The organism is Pseudoalteromonas sp. Xi13 (genome assembly GCF_003952205.1).
Classification (GTDB): Bacteria; Pseudomonadota; Gammaproteobacteria; order Enterobacterales; family Alteromonadaceae; genus Pseudoalteromonas; species Pseudoalteromonas atlantica.
This window is the reverse complement of sequence record NZ_CP034439.1, coordinates 962,676-982,580: the sequence shown is the minus strand read 5'-3', so window position 1 is coordinate 982,580 and position 19,905 is coordinate 962,676. Positions and strand designations below refer to the sequence as shown.

At 41.6% G+C, this 19,905-nt stretch carries 17 protein-coding genes; 7 read left to right on the top strand and 10 right to left on the bottom strand.

The window, feature by feature from the left end:
* Positions 1 to 210: 210 nt before the first annotated feature.
* From ettA to EJ103_RS04415, 3 genes are all read left to right on the top strand, one after another.
* Complete coding sequence (ettA, locus tag EJ103_RS04425) at positions 211 to 1,884, top strand: energy-dependent translational throttle protein EttA (RefSeq protein ID WP_029773845.1); 1,674 nt, start codon at positions 211 to 213, stop codon at positions 1,882 to 1,884.
* A gap of 119 nt (positions 1,885 to 2,003) precedes the next feature.
* The gene (locus EJ103_RS04420; protein ID WP_029773844.1) at positions 2,004 to 2,360 is read left to right on the top strand and encodes a PilZ domain-containing protein; all 357 of its coding nucleotides are present in this window, start codon (positions 2,004 to 2,006) and stop codon (positions 2,358 to 2,360) included.
* Positions 2,361 to 2,422: 62 nt separating this feature from the next.
* Entirely contained in the window at positions 2,423 to 3,331 is a 909-nt protein-coding gene (locus EJ103_RS04415; protein ID WP_054983213.1) for a histone deacetylase, read from the top strand.
* A 22-nt stretch (positions 3,332 to 3,353) separates the two neighbouring features.
* Here EJ103_RS04415 and EJ103_RS04410 read toward each other — a convergent pair whose 3' ends face one another.
* Both EJ103_RS04410 and EJ103_RS04405 read right to left on the bottom strand, forming a co-directional pair.
* The gene (locus EJ103_RS04410) at positions 3,354 to 4,352 is read right to left on the bottom strand and encodes an AraC family transcriptional regulator (RefSeq protein WP_126006237.1); all 999 of its coding nucleotides are present in this window, start codon (positions 4,350 to 4,352) and stop codon (positions 3,354 to 3,356) included.
* Positions 4,336 to 5,199 carry a GGDEF domain-containing protein gene (locus EJ103_RS04405; protein ID WP_241232295.1) on the bottom strand — a complete coding sequence of 288 codons (864 nt, stop codon included), beginning with the start codon at positions 5,197 to 5,199 and terminating at the stop codon, positions 4,336 to 4,338. Before EJ103_RS04405 ends, EJ103_RS04410 begins: the two co-directional genes overlap by 17 nt.
* Positions 5,200 to 5,538: 339 nt before the next feature.
* Between EJ103_RS04405 and EJ103_RS04400 the strand changes: the two genes are divergently transcribed.
* From EJ103_RS04400 to EJ103_RS04385, 4 genes are all read left to right on the top strand, one after another.
* The gene (locus tag EJ103_RS04400) at positions 5,539 to 7,833 is read left to right on the top strand and encodes a TonB-dependent receptor (protein WP_126006233.1); all 2,295 of its coding nucleotides are present in this window, start codon (positions 5,539 to 5,541) and stop codon (positions 7,831 to 7,833) included.
* A 64-nt stretch (positions 7,834 to 7,897) separates the two neighbouring features.
* Complete coding sequence (locus EJ103_RS04395) at positions 7,898 to 8,872, top strand: metallophosphoesterase (protein WP_126006231.1); 975 nt, start codon at positions 7,898 to 7,900, stop codon at positions 8,870 to 8,872.
* Between the two features lie 11 nt (positions 8,873 to 8,883).
* The gene (locus EJ103_RS04390) at positions 8,884 to 10,851 is read left to right on the top strand and encodes a phytase (protein WP_126006229.1); all 1,968 of its coding nucleotides are present in this window, start codon (positions 8,884 to 8,886) and stop codon (positions 10,849 to 10,851) included.
* Positions 10,852 to 10,984: 133 nt separating this feature from the next.
* Positions 10,985 to 11,650 (top strand): hypothetical protein, encoded by a 666-nt coding sequence (locus tag EJ103_RS04385; RefSeq protein WP_126006228.1) that lies wholly within the window; start codon positions 10,985 to 10,987, stop codon positions 11,648 to 11,650.
* 67 nt (positions 11,651 to 11,717) lie between these two features.
* On the opposite strand, the gene cyoE is transcribed toward EJ103_RS04385, so the two are convergent.
* The 8 genes from cyoE to EJ103_RS04345 all read right to left on the bottom strand — a co-directional run bounded on the left by cyoE (position 11,718) and on the right by EJ103_RS04345 (position 19,840).
* Positions 11,718 to 12,602, bottom strand: coding sequence for a heme o synthase (gene cyoE / locus EJ103_RS04380; RefSeq protein ID WP_055016849.1), 885 nt, complete (start codon positions 12,600 to 12,602; stop codon positions 11,718 to 11,720).
* A 9-nt stretch (positions 12,603 to 12,611) separates the two neighbouring features.
* Entirely contained in the window at positions 12,612 to 12,968 is a 357-nt protein-coding gene (gene cyoD, locus EJ103_RS04375; RefSeq protein ID WP_004587444.1) for a cytochrome o ubiquinol oxidase subunit IV, read from the bottom strand.
* A complete protein-coding gene (cyoC, locus tag EJ103_RS04370; RefSeq protein ID WP_126006226.1) occupies positions 12,968 to 13,603 on the bottom strand; it encodes a cytochrome o ubiquinol oxidase subunit III in 636 nt (211 codons plus the stop codon). Before cyoC ends, cyoD begins: the two co-directional genes overlap by 1 nt.
* A complete protein-coding gene (gene cyoB, locus EJ103_RS04365; RefSeq protein ID WP_004587446.1) occupies positions 13,600 to 15,588 on the bottom strand; it encodes a cytochrome o ubiquinol oxidase subunit I in 1,989 nt (662 codons plus the stop codon). The genes cyoC and cyoB overlap by 4 nt, the downstream gene beginning before the upstream one ends.
* Before the next feature lie 2 nt (positions 15,589 to 15,590).
* Positions 15,591 to 16,544 (bottom strand): ubiquinol oxidase subunit II, encoded by a 954-nt coding sequence (gene cyoA / locus EJ103_RS04360; RefSeq protein WP_054983207.1) that lies wholly within the window; start codon positions 16,542 to 16,544, stop codon positions 15,591 to 15,593.
* 310 nt (positions 16,545 to 16,854) lie between these two features.
* Positions 16,855 to 17,274, bottom strand: coding sequence for a hypothetical protein (locus tag EJ103_RS04355; RefSeq protein ID WP_004587448.1), 420 nt, complete (start codon positions 17,272 to 17,274; stop codon positions 16,855 to 16,857).
* Between the two features lie 1,159 nt (positions 17,275 to 18,433).
* A complete protein-coding gene (nqrM, locus tag EJ103_RS04350; protein WP_004587136.1) occupies positions 18,434 to 18,646 on the bottom strand; it encodes a (Na+)-NQR maturation NqrM in 213 nt (70 codons plus the stop codon).
* 162 nt (positions 18,647 to 18,808) lie between these two features.
* Positions 18,809 to 19,840, bottom strand: coding sequence for an FAD:protein FMN transferase (locus tag EJ103_RS04345; RefSeq protein WP_126006224.1), 1,032 nt, complete (start codon positions 19,838 to 19,840; stop codon positions 18,809 to 18,811).
* Positions 19,841 to 19,905 lie beyond the last annotated feature (65 nt).

Below are 19,905 nucleotides of genomic sequence, written 5' to 3'. Positions count from 1 at the left end.
CCGAGAATTTATACGCTCTCATTATGAACAGTATGCTAAAAATATCAACCTCTAGATGTATAGATGTCTAAATGAAATTTATTCATGATTTTATACTTTATCAACCTGCAGCCATTAGCGCTTTAAAACCCGCCATTCGTTGACTGTTTCACCCGTGAGCCACTACAATACAACATTGAAATTTTTATTATTATTTGAAGGCTTTCCTCCATGGTTTTACCTGATAAGTTTATATTCTCGATGAGTCGAGTATCTAAAGTTGTGCCACCTAAGCGCACAATTTTAAAAGATATTTCGTTGCACTTTTTCCCTGGCGCTAAAATTGGTGTGCTAGGTTTAAATGGTGCTGGTAAATCTACATTACTTCGCATTATGGCCGGTGTTGATCAAGACTTTGAAGGTGAAGCTCGCCCTCAACCTGGTACTAAAATTGGTTACTTACCGCAAGAGCCAGTACTGGATGAAAGCAAAACAGTACGCGAAATAGTTGAAGAAGCTGTTGGCGAAGTAAAACATGCCCTTAATCGCCTTGACGAAGTGTACAACGAGTACGCAATGGAAGACGCTGACTTTGACGCCCTAGCAAAAGAGCAAGGCGAGCTTGAAGCAATCATTCAAGCGCACGATGGTCACAACATCGATAACGTTTTAGAACGCGCTGCTGATGCACTTCGTTTACCTGAGTGGGATGCTAAAATTGAGCACCTTTCAGGTGGTGAGCGCCGCCGTGTTGCTATTTGTCGTTTATTACTCGAAAAGCCAGATATGCTTATTCTCGATGAGCCTACTAACCACTTAGATGCTGAGTCGGTTGCTTGGCTTGAGCGCTTCTTACATGATTACGAAGGCACTGTTGTGGCGGTAACGCATGACCGTTACTTCCTTGATAATGTAGCTGGCTGGATACTAGAGCTTGACCGTGGTGAAGGTATTCCGTGGGAAGGTAACTACTCTTCTTGGCTTGAGCAAAAAGATGCGCGCTTACAACAAGAGCAAAAATCTGAAAAAGCACGTCAAAAATCAATTGCTCAAGAACTTGAGTGGGTACGTTCAAACCCTAAAGGTCGCCAAGCTAAGTCTAAAGCGCGTATGGCGCAGTTTAGTGAGCTACAGCAGTCTGATTACCAAAAGCGTAACGAAACTAACGAGCTATTTATTCCACCTGGCCCGCGTTTAGGCGACCAAGTACTTGAAGTTAATAACTTACGTAAGAGTTTTGGCGACCGCGTTTTAATCGACGATTTAAGCTTTAGTATGCCAAAAGGCGCGATTGTGGGCATTATTGGTGCCAATGGCGCGGGTAAATCAACCCTATTTAAAATGCTAAGCGGCGAAGAGCAACCAGATAGCGGCAGCATTAGCGTAGGTGAAACTGTAGAGCTTGCAACGGTTGATCAGTTCCGTGGCAACATGGACGAAAGCAAAACTGTATTCCAAGAAATATCTGACGGACAAGACGTACTAAAAATTGGTAACTTTGAGTTCCCAAGCCGTGCATACGTTAGCCGCTTTAACTTTAAAGGTAACGATCAGCAAAAGTTTGTAAAAGACTTATCAGGTGGTGAGCGCAACCGTTTACACCTTGCTAAGCTTTTAAAAGCGGGTGGTAACGTAGTACTACTGGATGAGCCAACCAATGACCTTGATGTTGAAACACTTCGCGCCCTTGAGAACGCTATTTTAGAGTTCCCAGGCTGTGTAATGTGTATATCGCATGACCGTTGGTTCCTCGACCGTATTGCAACACACATTTTAGATTACCGCGACGAAGGCCAAATTAACTTCTTTGATGGTAACTACACTGAATACGAAGAGTGGCTTAAAAAGACCTTAGGCGCAGAAGCTGCACAACCTAAGCGTATTAAGTATAAAAAAATTGGTTAATTGTTAACTGATATAACAAACCCTGCATTTATGCGGGGTTTTTTTATGCCATTTTTTATCGCTATGGGCTATTTCCCGCTATGCTTGATTTAAATATTACAATAAAGGCAACTCGTTTTATGGAAAATCGACGTCAGTTCTCGCGTATTCTTTTTTCAACCGCGGCCCAATTAGAATTTGCAGGAGAGAGCTACCCATGCAAATTACTCGATGTATCTTTACATGGCGCACTCATTACTAAATGCGCGGCGTTTAGTGGCACAAAAAATAGCGAAGCCACCTTGCGCTTTACCTTGCCACAAAGCGATATAGAAATAAAAATGGAGGTGTTTATTTGCCACATAGAAGATAAACACATCGGCCTTAATTGCCACCATATAGATATAAACAGCATTACCTATTTAAAACGGTTAGTTGAACTTAATTTAGCCGATGAACAATTACTTCATCGCGAGCTTGCCTCATTGATTGAATAGCGGCAATAGACTCCCTTAGCTAAGTTTATTACCATAGCGCAAACTTTATTATTGATACGGTTATGCGCCTAAACCCTCACTTACCTTTGGTCTATCACAGTAATTATTCGTTTAGCTTTGACCCTAAGCACCGATTTGTAATGAGTAAATTTGCTCATTTATATGAGCAGGTTAAAGGTTTAGGCATTGCAGGTAATAATTTAGTAGAGCCTATTTTGGGCTCCCCTGAACCACTTGAACTGGTACACTGCGAAAACTACATTCACGATTTATGGCATAACCGTCTAGACGAAAAAGCCATGCGCCGCATTGGCTTACCTTGGTCGCAACCGCTAATGGACCGCACATTCACCGCCCCACAAGGCACGTTACAAACTGCACGCTTAGCATTAAAGCATGGCTTAGCCTGTCATTTAGCAGGTGGTACGCACCATGCACACACTGATTTTGGCTCAGGTTTTTGTATGGTGAACGACTTAGCCTTTACCGCGCAAACATTAATACAAAGCGGTGAAGTGACCAACGTGCTCATTTTTGATTTAGACGTACACCAAGGCGATGGCACAGCTGCAATGCTTGCGCATCAACCGTATGCGTATACATGCTCTATACACTGCGAAAAAAACTTCCCGTTTAGAAAATCCCCCAGCGATTTAGACATAGGCCTTGCTAACAATATGCAAGACGCAGAATACTTAGGCGTTGTGGATGATACGCTGCAGTTTTTACTAAAAGAACTCAACCCCGATTTAGTCTTATACGATGCCGGTGTAGATATTTGGCAAGACGATGGCTTAGGCAAACTAGATATAAGCTGGGACGGCATTAAACAGCGTGACCATTTAGTGTTTAAGCGCTGCCTTGAACATAACACCGCTATTGCCAGTGTTATTGGTGGCGGCTACGACAGAGACCATACGCGTTTAGCGCAGCGCCATGCAATAGTAATTGAGCAGGCTGCGGGTTTTTAAAAGAAGTATTAACCTGTGCGCTTTATACTTTTAACTGGCTTGGGGTTAGCCCTGTCCAACGTTTAAATGCCCGCCTAAAGTTAGGAATATCGTAAAATGCCAAACGCTCAGCAACATGCTCATTGCACTTAGCGCGCAAGGTAAGTAAATAAATGGCTTTATGTTTATTTTGCTCATCAACTAAGCTCGAAAAGCGCATATTATGGCATTTTAGTTTTCGTTTAAACGTGGCTGGGCTCATGGCAAAATACTGGGCGGTTTGCTCTAAACTTGCCTCGTTATAAGTGTGTAAATAGCGCCAAACAGCCTCTATAAAGGTGTATTTTTCGTGTGATTTTACAGCCAATTGAGCGCGTGCTTGCATAAAGCGTAATTCGCTGGCGTACGGGTTAGCTTGGCGAAGTAATGTTTTGCTAATTACCCAACGAGTTGTTGGCTGCTCAAAACGCAGCTTTAAACCTAAATGTTGCTCGTACTGATGAATATGACGCGGTCGCTTAAAGCTAAAGTCGAACTCACATTGCGGATAGTGCGGGCTTAAACGCTTTAATAAACTATAAAACGCAGCACTGTAAATTTCTAAAATGTAGTTATGTAGATCGTCATCAAGCCCTGTAGCAGCATTTAAAAACATATAAAATTGCTGATTACTTACATAGTGCTGACTAAAAAACAAAGGGCAAAGCTGTAAATGCGCTCGCTGTATTTGTAACAGTGCCGCTCCTAGTTTAGCGCTGTACAATACACTTTGTGCTGCGCTACTTGAATCGTTAACTAATTGACTCCCTAGTAAAAAACCGCTGTCGGGGGTGTTCATTAGGCGTTTAAATTGACTTAGTAATTTAACTTGCTGCTCTAAACTAAAGCAATGCTCAACGCTGAGTAAATCTTGCTCAAAAATCCCGGTGCCGCGTAACAACTTATGTAGGGCAACCCCCCTACTTTGCGCAAGCTCTACAACGGCAGTTATAAGCCCCTGTGCAGTTAAATACTTGTCACTTAAGCTAACATAACTGTTCACTGCTGGTGGCTCTTTGTTGTTTTTGTAGTTGTAGGCCGCTGCGCAATTGTTGCATTAGCATGTGAGCTGTATCACTTTTTTGCGCTTGTATGATGTGGGTAGTCACGCACTGAAACTTAGCAAGCCCAGAGCCTTCTACTTTAAAAGCACAATGTTTTAATGCGGCTGTTATTTGCCTAAGAAGCTCTTGGCCTTGCTGCTTTGATGTGGCTGGCATTAGTACCATAAAACAGTCTCCCGCATAACGACATACCACATCGCTTAACCGACAGTTCATTAGTATAAGCTCGCTTATTTCGCGTAGCAGTCGATCCCCTTCGCTAAAACCAAACTCATTATTAAAACTAGCGAAGTCGCGTATATCAATAGCGGCTAATAAAACTGGCTGCGGCGCCTTAAGCTGCGTGTTTAAAACGCTTTGTAAGTATTCGGCTGTATAAACGCCGGTAACGGGGCATACTTTGTCGTGCTCACGTAAATGAGCTTCACGGCGCCTTAGCTGTTTATTTAAAACATATTGTTCTTGGTGCCAATGGTATAAACCTAAACTGGTTAGCAGCATCCCAACGGGGGCTGGCAGTGACTCTATCCAGCTTAGCCACTGCTGCGCAGGTTGCATTAACCATTCATCGAGCAAATCGAGCGTGGCCGAGAACATAAATAAACCAAGCCCAAGCACCAAATAACGAGTAACTTTGCCCGGCGGGCGCGAAATAAGTAAGGCAACAATCCAAGTTAGGGTCATAATCACTATGCCGCCCTCACCAATAATATCGAGCCATTGTATGTGTTGCAGCTCTTTGAGTTCCCCTAAATAGGCACATAAAAATATGGCTAATAACGCCATAGCTATAATACTGTTTGTTAAAAGCCGATGGCTAATAAAGGGATTAAATCGCATAGTTTGTCTTATTTAAATTGCGTATCTATTTATGCTACCCGAAGTGCATTTTTTGTAGCAGGGTCATATTAGCTCAATGATGTGACAGCTAAATGATATGCACTTACTTATAAGCTGCACATGGCCCATTAACGCTATATTGCTTGGGAGTGCGATTAGCTCACACGCCTAGGTAAAACGTTTAAAACCTTAATAACCTGCTGATCTAAATAGGGTGTTGTCACATTTGCGTCATTTAATTTAATTAGTTTGCTTTCAAACCAAGCAGCAACAGGAGCAAATTACATGGCACACTTTAAACTTAAAGCACTGGTAACAGCGCTATCACTTTGCAATTTAGCAGTACATGCAGCACAAGAAGAACACACAACTGATGTAAAAGTATCTGAAGAGTTAGTAGTTTATGGCGAAATAGGCTATCGCAACCGCTCACAAGAACTTGCGCCAACACTTGAGTATTCACAAGAGTACTTTCAGCGTTTTGAACCACTCACCGCAGGTGATGCACTAAAGCGTGTACCGAGTGTGACGTTTTTATCAGATGTGCTTGAATCTGACGGCGCACGTATGCGCGGTTTGAGCCCTGCTTACACAAAAGTACTGATCAATGGCGAAGAAGTTCCAGGCGCTGGCGCTGATCGCTCATTTTTTGTTGACCGTATTCCAGCAGAATTAATCGAGCGTGTAGAAATAATTCGTTCATCAAGTGCCAACCGCTCTGCCGATGCAATTGCGGGCACCCTTAACATTGTACTTCGCGATGGCTACAGCTTAGATGGCGGTTACATTCGCGCAGGAGGCTTACGCTATGATGATGGTGAACTAAAAGAAAGCTTTGCGGGCGTTTACGGTACTGAGTTTGCAGGTGGACGTTTACTACTAGGGGCTAATTTTCAAGGTCGTTATAACCCAAAACAAAAATCAAGCATACGTTATGGTGATAGCCCTGAAAATAACCCTAATTATGCAACTGATGATTTTGATAACCGTGAAGATCAATCTGATACTCGTGATGGCGATGACACATCATTAAATGCCAGCTTTGAAAAGGTATTTGATAACGGTGGCAAGTTTGATATTAGCGCCATGTGGGTTGATACAGACCGTACCGAAGACGAGCGCTCTTTTGAATATGATGATGCATCTGCAACCTCAGGCTCTATTGTTGAAGGCGGTAATTTACTCTCGGATAACGCAAACGTTTCCTACATTGATCAAACCAACTACAACATAAATTCTGGCTATGAATTATCACTACTCGGCGGTACCAGCAAGTTTAAAGTAGGCTATGCCAGCTTTGAAGAGTCAGTTTACGAGCAAGAAGTTGAACTTGATACATCTGAGCTCCCAATGGTTTTTGAGGAAGCAGAAGAAACTGTTGAGATTGACGATAAAGAATGGTCATTACAATGGCAACATAGCTTACTGCTAGGTGACTCAAAAGAAGTTCAGTTTGGTGCTTTTGTTCAAGGAAAAGAGCGCGACACAGCAATTTTTGAATCTGAAGATGAAAGTGAGCAAACACTTACTGGCTGGGATCAATTTAGCCAGACGCCAATGTCGTTAGCGCAATTTAACAATGAATTTGAAGCAGTAGACGGAGGCGTTAATACGCTTGAAGAAGACCGTTTTGACTTATTTGCATTAATCAAACACGAAGCCGATGTGTTCTCATGGGAGATGGGTGTGCGCTGGGAGTCAACTGACTCAAACATTACCGATACCAATGAAGGCGTTACTGCAAAAAATGACTATGACTTTTTCTTACCGTCGGCTCACTTTCGTTACAGTGTAAGTGATAACGGTCGAGTAAGCGCCTCTATTGCACGTAGCTTACGTCGCCCTGACTTTGACTACATGACACCCGCCCTACTTGAAGAAGAGCTCGCTGATAATGACTTTTTAGGTAACCCAAACCTTAAGCCAGAATCTTCTTGGGGTATCGATTTAGGTTACGAATACCGTTTAGGTAAAAGTGGCGTTGTCGGTGTAAACGTATTTTACCGTGACGTTAGCGATTTAATTGAAATTGCCAGCACAGGTGTTGAAGGCTCAGAAGGCGAAGGTACATTTGTACTGCAACCACAAAATACTGGCGATGGCACAGTACAAGGTATTGAGTTTGATTTATCAACGCCACTGAGCGCAATCAACATGCCAAATACTGGTATTTTCTTAAACTACTCTTGGCTTGACAGTGAAGTTGAAGACAGCTTTGGTAAACGTAAGTTTAATGACCAATCAGATTATGTTTATAACATTGGCTTTATCCAAGATTTACCAATACTGCGTGCATCATTTGGTGCAACTTACCGTAACCAAGGTGATGCATACGGACGCTTTGTAGGTGAAGAAGTTACCACCTCTTACGGTGCTGATTTAGAGCTTTTCGTTGAAAAGCGCTGGGATGACGTAACCCTTCGCCTAGTGGGTTCAAACCTACTTGATGCCAGTAAAGATGAAGTTTTTAACAAATTTGACTCACTTGATGATCAAAACAGCCGTGACTTTGATGAATATGAGCTTGAGTCTGAAGAAGCAGGTCCTGTGGTTCAACTAATGTTGCGCTACGCATTTTAATCACGGGTATTGTCATTTTAAGTACGTATTGGCAAGCCATTACGTGCTTTTTTGGAGTTAGAACATGTTTAAATTGTCTTTCATAATGGCCGCCCTACTGAGCTCATCAGCGCTCAGTGCAGTCGAGCCTGTTATTTATAAAGATGAGCTTTATCAACAGCAAAAAATAGCTAAGTTAAATACGCTACCTGATAGCCTTAACTTTATGGTAATTGGCGACTGGGGACATAACGGCCACTTTTATCAAAAAGAAGTCGCACACCAATTAGAAATTGCCATGTACCAAACCGATGCTGATTTTATCGTCTCGACTGGCGATAACTTTTACCCAAATGGTGTGGCAAGCGTTAACGATCCGCTTTGGCAATCAGCCTTTGAGAACATATATCATGGCCCGCATACTTTTGAAGACTGGTATGTTGTGTTAGGTAATCACGATTACTTGGGTAATGCTCAAGCACAAATTGACTACACAGAAAAAAGCCAGCGTTGGCAGTTACCTGCAAGGTACTACAGTAAAACATTTGCGCTTGAAAACAACGAGCAAGTGTTAATGGTTTTTTTAGATACCAACCCGATTCAGCCGCAATACAAAGGTCGTGATAAATACCGTTCTACCCAAGGGCAAGGCTATAAAACCCAGCTTACTTGGCTTGAAACCCAACTTGCAGGCAGTAAAGCAAAGTGGAAAATTGTGGTAGGCCATCACCCACTTTACTCAAGTGGTAAACGCTTTGGCCGTAACCAAGGGCTTCGCGACATTTTAGAACCTATTTTGGAGCGTCATAACGTGCAAGCTTATATCGCTGGGCACGAGCACGACTTGCAATACAACCAACCAAAAAGTAGCAAAGTGGCTCACTTTGTCTCAGGTGGAGGCAGTGAAGCACGGTTTGTAAAACAACGTGAATTTACCCGCTACGCAGAAGCAACACCTGGTTTTTTAAGTATCTCTATCAATGGCGAAACACTCAGTGTAAGTGCGATTAATCACCTTGGTGAAGTACTTTTTAGCACTGAAAAGCACATAGATAAGTAAAGGATAAAATAATGAACTTTAAACTAAATACAATTTCAGCGGTGCTTGGCAGTGCACTTCTAATAACTGCAATAAGCGGTTGTACAAGTAATGACGATACGCAAAATAATAAAGCGATTGCAAAGCCATATATTAAAAAAACAGGTATTAAAACTAAATTATTCGGCCCACAACAAAACATGCAAGGCTCACAAGCCGCTGCACTTGGTATTAATCAATGGCTTATTGCCAGTGAAAGCCAAGGTTTATTAATTGCCGACAATGAGAAAAGCAGTGTACTGCTCGCCGATAACTTTGAGTCAATTTCACTAAGACAACTATCAGCGCAGCAATTTTTACTCGCAAGCATTGATAAAAGCCAAGACAATGTAGTCATCTTTGAGCTTGAAAAAAATGGTCAAACTTGGCAGCTAACTGAGCTTACACGTATCAGTCCACCACAAGCACAACCAGATGCTGTGTGTTTATTTAAAAACGATAATAATGCAACTGTATCAGCGTTTGTGCCGGATGTTCGAGGTTTGATCAGTGAAACCATTGTTTTTGACTTAGCGAGCAAGCAAGCAAAAAACATCGCTGTTCGTGAATTTTCAGCCGTTACTGAAGCCTCCGGTTGCGCAGTTAATGACGAAACAAAAACCTTGTATGTGGGCGAAGCTGAACTCGGCGTTTGGGCTATCAATGCTGATGCTGAATCCGATGCCAATAAACAGCCAGTGGCATTAGTTGAGCCTTACGGTGAATTAAACAGTGAAATCGGGGCATTATCAGTATCACAAGATGGTACTTTATGGCTTACTGCCACTGATGGCAATATGATCTATGCTTACCACGAAAATACTGAAAAACTAAGTCAGTGGTCACTTTCTGGCGATCACACTATTGAATCTGTTGCAGCGAGTTTGCTCAATAACAATCAAGCGCAGCTAGTTTTAATTGATGATGAAACAGGTGCCTACATTCAAGCAAATGTTAACTACACTGCGCAAACAGTTACTTCACAAAACAAAGTCGCTATGACTCACATTTATGCCAGCGCACAAACAAAGCCAGTTGCAGCATTTGGTGATGCAGCAGATGACCCAGCAATTTGGATAAACGAACACGACGCTAAAAGCAGCTTAATTTTAGGCACAGATAAACGCCGCGGCTTGATGGTTTATGATCTTGCTGGCAACAAAGTACAATCGCTTAATGTTGGGCGTTTAAATAATGTTGATGTACGCCAGCATCAGGCTATAAACAACGAAACCCAGACTTGGATCACAGCCAGCAACCGCACGCTTAACAGTATTAGCGTGTTTACTGTCGATAGCCAGAACAAAGTAAACCATGTAACAGAAGTAGCGACTAACCTGACTGAGATTTACGGTATGTGTATGTATTCGTCGGAATCTGGTCAATACGTATTTGTTAATGATAAATCAGGTTTGTTCCAGCAATATAAACTCACCGGTGAGCAAGGTAACTTAAGCGGTGAACTGGTTAGAGAGTTTACCCTGCCAAGCCAGCCTGAAGGCTGTAGTGCTGATGATAAGCGCGGCCAATTATTTGCAGGTGAAGAAGATGCAGGCATTTGGTATATCGGTGCAGAGCCAACTTCTGGCAACAAAGCGGTCATGCTACAAGGTATAAATGAGCAACTTGTTGCTGATGTTGAAGGCATGGAAATCTATCATGCTGATGATGCTCGTTATTTAGTAGTATCAAGCCAAGGCGATAATAGCTATGTACTTTATAAAATATCAGATAATACACAGCCTAGCCTAAGCTTTGCAGGTAAATTTAATGTGATTGCTAATCTAGATAAAGGCATTGACGGCGCAGGTGAAACGGACGGCTTAACCGTTACAGCAAAAGCTTTACCAGGCTATCCTGAAGGCATGCTTATAGTGCAAGACGGCTACAACCGTATGCCACTTCAACCACAAAATTTTAAAATTATTGACTGGCGTGAAGTTAAAAAAGCGATTAAGTAAAAACCTACCATATTTAAACGCAATAAGGCTCTTACGAGCCTTTTTACTATGTGTATTTAAAATAAACCTAGTAAATTTAGAGTTATTAAAGCTATATATTACACTTTAAGCTCATAAATTAATTGAGATTATTATGCGTTTACTTCTTACTTTGTTGATCATTACTATAAGCGGATACGCTTTTGCTGAGGAAGAGGCAGCTGAATTGCCCCCGCTCAACCCCAAATACAAGGCTGAGCATGCAATAGCACTGGTGAATAAAGGTTCAGGAATTTATGCGTTTAACTTACCCAGCTATAAATTACCGCACGATGTACAAGTGGTGTATAGGATTAAAAACCCCGATGTGGCTTTTTTAGATGTTGTGCGCAACGCTGAGCTTATAACACTAAAGCCCAAACCATTTAATATTCAACGCTTAATGCGCGGTGAAGAAATAACCATTACCGCAGATGTGTACAAAGGCAATTACAAAAAAGCAGGCAGCCTAATTTACACAAACAGAACAATAGAAATGAGTAAGCAGCTATATGCTCGCCAATTAAAAGATTTAGCTAAAGCTAGCCAGTGGCAAGAATACGACATGATAGACCTAGGTAGCACAGAGCGAATTTACATACATAAAATTAGCCAAGCACCTAGTTTCAGCCACCTAATTTTTGTAGATTTGGTAAATGCCTGTATGCAAAAGTTTAGAACCTCAACCCTCCTTCCTAGCCAGAATGAGTTAACGTATAAATTTATAAACTGCGGCACCCTAAAACCTTTGTTTTACGAAGCAGAAAGTTTAAAAAAATAGTTTCAAACATGAAAAAAGGCCCTTTCGAGCCTTTGGATTAACTTTGGAAATATAAAGTTTTAAAAAATTATATCAGTGTAAGCAGTTGTGGCGCTGCGCTGTGGTAGTCAACGGCCATAGCTATACTGAGTGCTGTAATATTTATAATAGAAAAAGCAAACACTTGGCGTGCCCAGCTCGTTAAATTAATATTACGGCGATAGCCACGCAGTGCCATAAGTAACCACCAAAAACTGGTAATACACGCCACAGCCATAAAGGCGGCGCCAGTGTAGCCACTTATTGGTAATAGCATGACGACTAAAGCGTACACAGCAATATAAAGTACAATATGGCGCTTCGCTTTATCAATACCTTGCGCTACGGGTAATACGGGAATACCTGCGGCTTGGTAATCTTTAAAGCGAAAAATAGCAATGGCATATGAATGCGGCATTTGCCACAGACTAAACATTACTAATAGTATTAATGCACCTATATCGAACTGCCCGGTTACAGCGCAGTAACCTACAACAGGAGGCACTGCGCCAGAAAGGCTACCTACAAACGTGCCATAAACAGAATTGCGCTTCATGTAAAGGCTATAAACCCCAACATAAATGACATAGCCAAACGCTGCAAAAAATACCGCGGCTTGTGTGGTGTAAGCAATGAGTAAACCAAAACCTACAACCCCCAATAAAACCCCGTGACTCAGTGCAGCAAAGGCCGACATTTCGCCTGTTACTGTAACCCGCGTACGAGTACGTGCCATGGCTACATCTATGTCTCTATCAATTACATTGTTGATAGCACAGCCCGATGCAACCACAAGTGACAAGCCAATAAGCGTAACAACCATTAGCCATGGGTCTATATCCCCGCGCGAGGCAAGTAAAAAACCGCCTGCAACGCTGATAAGGTTGCCCATAATAATGCCTGGCTTAGTCACTGATAAATAACGACGAAACATCTTCAACTCCTAGTACATCATCATTGCGTTAGATTCGTAAATTATCCAAACCGATAACCCAACAACCATGACGATAATTAGGGCGCTGAATAAAAATGAGAAGGTACTTGCACGGCCATCTTCTGTCGTAAAATTAAGGTGTAAAAAGTATTTTAAGTGCACCCAAATTTGTACAATAGCTAAAGTAACAATGCTCCAAAGCGTAGTTACTTTTGAAAAGTCGCCTTCCATTACCATGTAAAACGGTATGGCGGTTAAAATTATTGATAGCACAAAGCCTATTAAGTACGTTTTAACACTGCCATGAGACTCATCATGGTGCTCGTTTTGCATTTGCTTTAACGCGTGCGCTTCGCTGTGGCTCATTACATTGCTCCCATTAAATAAACAACGGTAAATACACAAATCCAAACAATGTCTAAGAAGTGCCAAAATAGGCTTAGGCAGCTTATGCGTGTCACTGTTTGTTTACCTAAGCCGCGTTTAGCCACTTCTATCATCATAATACTCATCCAAATTAGACCCGCAGTTACGTGCAAACCATGTAAGCCTACTAACGAGAAGAATGAGGTTAAAAAGGCACTTTGTTGTGGGCCATTACCATGCACAATTAGGTGATGAAATTCGTAAATTTCCATGCCTATAAACACAGCACCTAAACAAAAGGTAATAAACAACCAGGTGAGTGTTAGTGCCTTTTTTTGCCCTTGTGCGGCAATCATGGCAAAGCCAAAAGTAATACTACTAATGAGTAGCGCAGCGGTTTCTACTGCAACGAAGTCGAGTTCAAAAATGTCTTTACCTGATACACCACCGGCTGTGTTCATAAACAGCACGGCGTAAGTGGCAAAAAACGAGGCAAATAATAGACAATCGGTCATTAGGTATAACCAAAAGCCAAAGATTGTATCGCCAGAGGTATCGTGATGCTCATGTGCATGATCATCGTGCGAAACTGAGTCTAAATGGGCAGTTTCTACATTCGCAGATAGTGTACTCACGCGCTTAGCTCCTTATTTCCACTAGAATTATACGCAGCTTCAATACGTGCAATTTCATCAGGTTGTATATAGTAATCAACATCGCTGGTGTAACAACGCTTGATAAATAAGGCAATTGCGCCAACAAAACCAACGGCAGCTAACCACCAGATATGCCAGATCATGGCAAAGCTAAATACAGTTAAGCTTGCTGCAATTAACACCCCAGATGCTGTGTTTTTAGGCATATGAATTGGGCTGTAGCTTGCTTTTGTTTGATACGCTTGGCCTTTTTCTTTCGCTTCGGTCCAGGCATCAATGTCATCAACGTGAGGAATAGTGGCAAAGTTATACACTTGTGGAGGTGAGCTAGTTGCCCACTCTAGTGTATGACCGTTCCACGGGTCGCCGGTTGTATCGTCAAGTGCTTCGCGGTCTCTAAAGCTAACAAAGAGCTGCACGACTTGGAAAATAATACCAAACATAATAATGACAGCACCGCCTGCTGCAATGTATAACCACATGTTCCAATCTGGGTTATTAGTGTGGTTTAAGCGACGTGTCATACCTAAAAAACCAAGTACATACAACGGCATAAACGCCACGAAGAAACCAACTATCCAACACCAGAAAGACGCTTTACCCCATTTTTCGCTAAGCTTAAAGCCCATTGCTTTAGGGAACCAAAATACAAAACCTGCAAGGTAGCCAAATACAGCGCCACCAATGATTGTGTTATGGAAATGCGCAATTAAGAATAAACTGTTATGCAACACGTAATCGGCACCCGGAATAGCCAGTAGTACGCCGGTCATACCGCCTACTGTAAAGGTAACCATAAAGCCTAATGTCCAAAGTACAGGAACGCTAATACGTAAACGGCCGCGGTAAATGGTAAACAACCAGTTGAATAGCTTAACGCCAGTTGGGACGGCAATAACCATGGTCATTACCCCAAAGAACGCATTAACGTTGGCGCTCGACCCCATGGTGAAAAAGTGGTGTAGCCAAACAATAAAACCTAAAATAGAGATTGCACCGCTGGCATACACCATCGATTTGTAACCAAATAAACGTTTACCGGCAAAGGTTGAGATAATTTCAGAAAAAATACCAAAAGCAGGCAGTACTAAAATATAAACCTCAGGGTGACCCCACGCCCAAAACAGGTTGATGTACATCATGGCGTTGCCGCCCGCTGCATTGGTAAAAAAGTGAAAATCAAGGTAACGGTCAAGCGTTAGCATGCCCAGCACAGCAGTTAAAATAGGGAAAGATGCTGCAATTAAAATATTTGCCCATGTACATGCCCATGTAAAAATTGGCATTTTCATTAGGGTCATACCTGGGGCACGCATTTTAAACACAGTCGCTAAAAAGTTTACTGCAGTTAAAAGCGTACCGAGCCCGGATATTTGCAAGGCCCATATATAATAATCGACCCCCACCCCAGGGCTAAAGGTCAGCTCCGAAAGCGGCGGATACGCCACCCAACCTGTTTTTGCAAACTCACCAAATACAAGCGACAAGTTAATTAAAATGGCTCCGCTGGCAGTAAACCAAAAACTTAGGTTATTTAAAAATGGAAAAGCGACATCGCGTGCGCCAATTTGTAGTGGCAATACAATGTTCATTAGGCCAATCATAAATGGCATAGCCATAAATATGATCATGATAACGCCGTGCGCTGTAAATATTTGGTCGTAATGCTCAGGAGGCAAATAACCAGGTGCACCGCTGGTAGCAAGTGCTAACTGCGCACGCATCATAATGGCATCAGAAAAACCACGAAACAGCATTATTAATGCTAAAAAGATGTACATTACGCCTAAGCGTTTATGATCAACAGAGGTGATCCAGTCGTGCCAAAGCACGCCCCACTTTTTATATTTAGTAATAAGCCCGGCAATAATAAGCCCGGCAATCGCTATCACCGTCATGGTAACCATTATAATTGGCTCATGAAACGGAATTGCGTCGAGTGAAAGTTTACCTAAAAACGACATTATTATTCCTCGCCCTGGCTGTGAGATGAAGGCATTGCGTGTTCATTCATTTCATGGTGCTTTTTGCTCATTTGCCCATGTTCGCTCATTGCTTGATGTTTTTTGTTCATATCGCCATGTGCCTGCATATACTTCATCACAATGGTATGAAATAGGCCGTCGTCGACCTTGCCATAATAGGCAACAGGATTGTTTTCACTGGCTTTTGCAAGCTCAACATAATTGGCATGAGTGAGGTTATTAGCATTGGCTTTAACGCTTGTTACCCACGTGTCAAAATCAGCTTGTGTTGGGGTGGCAATGGCATTGAACTTCATACCTGTAAAACCTGCGCCACTGTAATTAGCAGAAAAGCCTTTAAATGTGCCCGGCTCGTTTGCGATTAAATGAAGCTTGGTTTCCATGCCTGCCATAGAATAAATTTGACTACCTAGCTGAGGAATAAAAAACGAGTTCATTGTGCTTTCTGAAGTGATTTTGTATTCCACCGGCACATTTGCCGGAAATACCAATTCATTTACCGTTGCAATACCTTGCTCTGGGTAAATAAATAGCCACTTCCAGTTTAATGAAACCACCTCTACAGTGAGGTGCTCGCCTTTACCTTCAATAGGTTTATAGGGGTCTAAGTCTTGGGTAGACTGCCAGGTAATAACACCTAAAATAATAACGATAACAATAGGAACAGCCCAAACAACGGCTTCAATCTTATTTGAATGAGCCCATTTTGGTGCATAAATTTCATGATCTTGTGTGTCTCGGTATTTCCATGCGAAATACAAAGTCATCACAATAACGGGGATTACTACGAGCAGCATAAGGACAGTAGCAATGATGATTAAGTTCTTCTCATCAATACCTATTTGGCCTTTTGGATCGAGTATCCCGCCTTTACAGCCTGACAACGCCAGCACCGTACTAGCTAAAGCAATATTACAAAGGTTACGAATTAACAAGGGAGTATCCTACAAACCTAGAGTTTTAATTTGCTGCTTTGAATAAAAATTAAGCAACGATTTTTCAATAAAAACCCAAGTTAACTAGAACTAAATTATAAAAATAAAGGGGACTGAACCCGCTGCAAGTGGATGCAAAAAATACCTAGCAACAAACCCAGCTTCTAAACGCATTTATATAACGTAATAAAAGTTAACTTGGGTGAGTGTTGGTTGGCTGACGTGTTTAAAACACGCGGCTACATTGCTAATGCAAACTTTAATTATTTACAGCAAGAAAAAATAATTAAAACCAGCAACAAGTGAAGCCTTACAGACAACCTGTAAAGCTAGGTGGAGCACGACAACCATGTGCAGCGGACACAGGTTGGTGTACTTTTGCCTCGCGAAAAGCGAAAGCGGCTTTACGAAGGATAATTCCAGCACGACGCGCCGGAAAAATATGGAACAATAACCAGCAAAGGCCAATGAGTAACTGACTAGATATGATCGGATGAGCTAAAAATTGCGTAATGTGCAGCAAAACAGGCTCAACAATAGAGCCATTGCTAAACAACGCTTCAAGCTGAAAGGCATCCTCTAATGCACCACTTAGCAGCATTACCGTATTAAACACTAATAATGTTATAGCGACACACACGCCCTTGCCCGCTTTATTCAAGCGCTCACACGTGTGCGGTTTGCTAGAAGCAAAAGCCGTATTTGTATGATGCAAAGAAAGTGTGTTCAAAGACATTAACCTACTAAATGACTAATAACAAAATTAGAGTAATAAAGCGCGCAATGGAAAAATTAAAAAACATTGCTGCTGTAAGCCCTAAAACGAGGTGCTAAATACAATCAAACCGGCTAGCACACATTTACCTAGTGAGAATTGATCCGTATCAAACAAACTTTCAAAACTTACTGAAAGTTCGATGCTGAGTATAACAAAGACAGTTTTCGGTTCAACAAAAAATATAAAGTTTTGCGTTAAGCTTTCGCAGCTATTTTGTTAATAAAAAATAACATAATAAAAATAAAGACTTAGTTTATAAATATTTTATATTTAGGAAGCGTGAGGAGTAGAGATAAGGGGGATTAATGAAGTTAATAATAAAGCCGCACAAACAAAAACAGCCCAAATTCAGTCACCACCGAACTTGAGCCGCCTTTCACACTGACAACATCTTCACACACATATAAAGATTCTTGGTTTACACTGCGTGGCAATTGTAGGGAATAAAAACAACTCAAAACCGGTCACCACCGACCTTGAGTTGCCTTTCACACTGACAACATCTTCACACACAATATAAAGATTTTTGGTTTACACTGCGTGGCAATTGTAGGGAATAAAAACAACTCAAGCTAAGTCACCACCGAACTTGAGTTGCCTTTCACACTGACAACATCTTCACACACAATATAAAGATTCTTGGTTTACACTGCGCGGCATTTGTAGGGAATAAAAACAACTCAAGCTAAGTCACCACCGAACTTGAGTCGCCTTTCACACTGACAACATCTTCACACACAATATAAAGATTCTTGGTTTACACTGCGCGGCAGTTGTAGGGAATAAAAACAACTCAAGCTAAGTCACCACCGAACTTGAGTTGCCTTTCACACTGACAACATCTTCACACACAATATAAAGATTCTTTTAAGCGAGGCTAACTTATGCCTCAAGCTTATGACTTGAGCCTTGCTCTGTGTCTATGGTTAAACTTTAGAGTGTTAGCTCCAATTTGACAAACGAGAAAAATAAACCTAATAGGTGAAAAAAACTAAACTATAGACCTTGGTCTAATACATTAAGGTTGTGTTTAATTAAAAGAAGGTATGAGTACTAAATATACAGGTACAAAAAAAGCGCCATATGGCGCTTTTTGTCATTAAGCTACTGCTTAAATAATTTGGTTTTCTTTCCAGGCTTGCTCTTTAGCCATACGCTTTTTACGCTTATCACATGGATCGTCACAATCACAGGCTTTATCAATACCTACCGAGCCTAATCCACCGCAACTACTTGCCATAGATTTTCTTTGCACGATCATACCAACAGCCATAGCTATCACGATTAAAATTAATAAACCAAATGTAAGAAGAAAAAGTGACATTGCTTAGCCCCTATTGATCAGCAATAAATTATGCTCAAACATTGTTGAGCGACCGCTAAATTATACACCCAAAACCCACATAGATGCGAGAGAAGTCTATTTCAAAAAATCGGTTGTAATATGCGTTTAGCACGAATAAAGTTTTAGCTAAACGCTATTATATTACAAATAAGGCTTAAATGCAGTGCTCGCGTAAGTCACAATGCCTTTGTCTGATTTAGACATTAAGTACACAGGTAAATCGTGCTTTTCAGCGTATGCTTTAGCATCGTCCATTCCCATAACCGTTAATGCGGTTGCTAAGCCATCTGCGGTCATTGCACTAGGATGTAATACAGTAACCGACACTAAGTCATGTTTGATTGGCATGCCTGTTACTGGGTCTATTAAATGAGTGTAGGTTTCGCCAGCCATTTTATAAAAAATACGGTAGTCACCTGATGTTGCAATGCCATTCGTACCGGGCGCTAATACACGGTGAACTTTTCGCTCGCCTGGTGGCGCATCTGGCTGCTCTATCGCGATTTTCCAATCTTGGTTATTTGGCTTTTCACCGCCAATGCGCAGCTCCCCACCTATTTCTACCATGTAGTTACTAATATTTTGGCTTTCAAGTAATTGCGCTACTTTATCAATGCCATACCCTTTCGCTGTGGCCGAAAACGACAGCTCTAAACCATCAACTGTTTTAGCAAGGCCCTGCTCAGTAAGATTAAGTTTATCTACACCAATTTTTTCAATCATTGCAGCAAGTGCTTCATCACTTGGGCGCTTAGTTGGTTTTTTATCAGGTCCAAAGCCCCATAAATCTATTAACGGACCCATCGTAACATCGAGCGTTTTGGTCGACTTACCTAAACGAATCGATTCACTCACCACAGCCCTAAAGTCTTCACTAATTGGCATAACTTGGTTGGCGGGTAATTTATTAAATGTGTTAATTTCAGAATCGGGGATATACGTAGACATAGACTGATTAACCGCTTTCAATTGCGTATCTATTTGCTGCTGTAATTTAGTGGCATCGACGCTTTTATCGTCGGCAAAGTATTTAATATGATAGGTGGTGCCCATCGTTTTGCCTTCTAAAAATACCTCCTGAGGTGTTTTATCAGCCCCACAGCCAGAGATAAATAGCATTATAGTTAATAAAAAAATACTGATAGCGCCTTGAGAACTGCTTACTCTGTTCATTAAATTAGCCCATGTAAAATAAAATAAAAAAAGCCCCGTTGCACAAAGTGCGACGAGGCCCGTAT